Source organism: Sphingomonas sp., assembly GCF_040398505.1.
Classification (GTDB): domain Bacteria; phylum Pseudomonadota; class Alphaproteobacteria; order Sphingomonadales; family Sphingomonadaceae; genus Sphingomonas.
This window is the reverse complement of sequence record NZ_JBBATX010000031.1, coordinates 1-1,958: the sequence shown is the minus strand read 5'-3', so window position 1 is coordinate 1,958 and position 1,958 is coordinate 1. Positions and strand designations below refer to the sequence as shown.

Sequence of the window (1,958 nt, the reverse complement as noted above, 5' to 3'; positions counted from 1 at the left end):
CTCACTTCTCTTCTTCGAACGTCACCGCCACATCGGCGTTGGCGGAGAGGCGGACCGTGCCGCCCTCGACATCGGCGACCAGGCCGAGCGGGATGAAATGGTGATGCCCCTCATGCGCGCTATGCCCTTCGTTGATGAGGGCGCCCGAATCCTTCTTGGTCAGCTTGATGCGGCCGCCCACGACATGGTCGACGGTACCGACATGGACGCCGTCGGCGCCGATGACTTCGGCATGTTCTTTAATCTGCGATGCGTCGACCATTTGCGTAGCTCCTGCGTTATCGTTGCTCGCTCCAAACGCGCTACCTGCGCAATGGATGCACGGGAGAACGTATGATGGGATTGTTACGCCTTCGCAACGCACTGCTGGCGGCACCGCTGCTGCTCGCGGCGTGCGCGCATCAGGTGCCGAGCGCCGTCGCGCCGGCCGCACCGGGCTTCCTGCTCGGGCTGTGGCACGGCTTCATCTTCCCGGTCGCGTGGGTGGCATCGCTGTTCGTCCCCGATATCGCGGTCTATGCCGTGCCCAACAATGGCGGCTGGTACGATTTCGGCTTCTTCATCGGCGTGGTGTTTCTCGGCGTCGGCTCGCACCGCAGCAAGACCGTCTATATCAACCGCACGGTGCGGCGATGACCTTTTCGATCGCCATCATGTACGTCGTCGCGCTGCTGTTCGGGGCAAGCGGCACTGCACTGCTGCTCGCGCTGATCCGCGAGACGAGCGAGGCCAAGGTCTATGCCTTCCGCATGGTCGGCATCATGGCGCTGTCGCTCTTCATCGTGCTGGCGATGAGCGCGACCGCGATGTGGCGCTGGAGCATGGCGGCATGAACGAATTTGCCGATATCCCTCGGCCGTGGAGTGAGACATTTTGACCAATGCCTTTGATCTGTTCGGCGTTATCATCGCGCTCAATATCGTGTATTTCGGCTGGGTGGTCGGATTCGTCGTCGGCTCGCCCAGGGGGCTGTCAGCCGGCACATCCCCGCCACCGGCCAAAAGCCCGGGCCGCCGCGGCCTTGGCCTCGGCATGATCGCGCTCGGCCTCGGCTATGCGCTGTTCAGCCTCTCGCATTTGCTCTGATCCTTCCGTTTTCGTTCATCACTTCAGGAAATCCCCATGTCGCTCACCGAAGCCCGCAAGCAGTATAAGCCGTTCGAATATCCCTGGGCGTTCGATTTCTGGAAGCGCCAGCAGCAGATCCACTGGATGCCCGAGGAAGTGCCGCTGGGTGAGGATTGCCGCGACTGGGCGCAGAAGCTCAGCGATCACGAGCGCAACCTGCTGACGCAGATCTTCCGCTTCTTCACCCAGGCCGATGTCGAGGTGCAGGATTGCTATCACGAGAAGTACGGCCGCATCTTCAAGCCGACCGAAATCAAGATGATGCTCGCCGCGTTCAGCAACATGGAGACGGTGCACATCGCCGCCTACAGCCATTTGCTCGACACGATCGGCATGCCCGAGAGCGAATATGGCGCCTTCCTCGAATATAGCGAGATGAAGGACAAGCACGACTATCTGCAGAATTTCGGCGTCGACACCGACGAGGACATCGCCAAGACGCTCGCCATGTTCGGCGGCTTTACCGAAGGGCTGCAGCTCTTTGCCAGCTTCGCGATGCTGATGAATTTTCCGAGATTCAACAAGATGAAGGGCATGGGGCAGATCGTCACCTGGTCGATCCGCGACGAGAGCCTGCACTGCGAAGGCATCATCAAGCTGTTCCACACCTTCGTGCGCGAACGCGATTGCTTCACCAAAGCGGTGAAATCCGACATTCGCGAGATGTGCCAGCACACCGTCCACCTCGAGGACAATTTCGTCGACCTCGCCTTCGAAATGGGCCCGGTCAACGGCATGACCGCGAAGGAAATCAAGAAATACGTCCGCTTCACCGCCGATTGGCGGCTGGGCCAGCTCGGCCTCAAGCCGATCTTCATGATCGACGAACA

The 1,958-nt window shown here is 60.5% G+C and carries 5 protein-coding genes; 4 read left to right on the top strand and 1 reads right to left on the bottom strand.

Features of this window, described 5'->3' with window-relative positions:
- Nucleotide 1: 1 nt before the first annotated feature.
- Nucleotides 2–262, bottom strand: a complete 261-nt coding sequence (locus ABWP09_RS06060) for a DUF2171 domain-containing protein (RefSeq protein WP_353204249.1) — start codon at nucleotides 260–262, stop codon at nucleotides 2–4.
- A gap of 71 nt (nucleotides 263–333) precedes the next feature.
- Between ABWP09_RS06060 and ABWP09_RS06055 the strand changes: the two genes are divergently transcribed.
- The 4 genes from ABWP09_RS06055 to ABWP09_RS06040 all read left to right on the top strand — a co-directional run.
- On the top strand, nucleotides 334–636 hold the full coding sequence (locus ABWP09_RS06055) for a hypothetical protein (protein ID WP_353204248.1): 303 nt from the start codon (nucleotides 334–336) through the stop codon (nucleotides 634–636).
- Complete coding sequence (locus ABWP09_RS06050; protein ID WP_353204247.1) at nucleotides 633–833, top strand: hypothetical protein; 201 nt, start codon at nucleotides 633–635, stop codon at nucleotides 831–833. Before ABWP09_RS06055 ends, ABWP09_RS06050 begins: the two co-directional genes overlap by 4 nt.
- Nucleotides 834–873: 40 nt before the next feature.
- Nucleotides 874–1,086, top strand: a complete 213-nt coding sequence (locus tag ABWP09_RS06045; RefSeq protein WP_353204246.1) for a hypothetical protein — start codon at nucleotides 874–876, stop codon at nucleotides 1,084–1,086.
- A gap of 36 nt (nucleotides 1,087–1,122) precedes the next feature.
- Nucleotides 1,123–1,958: ribonucleotide-diphosphate reductase subunit beta (locus ABWP09_RS06040; RefSeq protein ID WP_353204245.1), on the top strand; the 836-nt coding region annotated here is incomplete at its 3' end.

Bases quoted from the DNA above. Each gene is read 5' to 3' on its own strand.
- ABWP09_RS06060 (WP_353204249.1), bottom strand. From the start codon at position 262: ATGGTCGACGCATCGCAGATTAAAGAACATGCCGAAGTCATCGGCGCC.
- ABWP09_RS06050 (WP_353204247.1), top strand. From the start codon at position 633: ATGACCTTTTCGATCGCCATCATGTACGTCGTCGCGCTGCTGTTCGGG.
- ABWP09_RS06055 (WP_353204248.1), top strand. From the start codon at position 334: ATGATGGGATTGTTACGCCTTCGCAACGCACTGCTGGCGGCACCGCTG.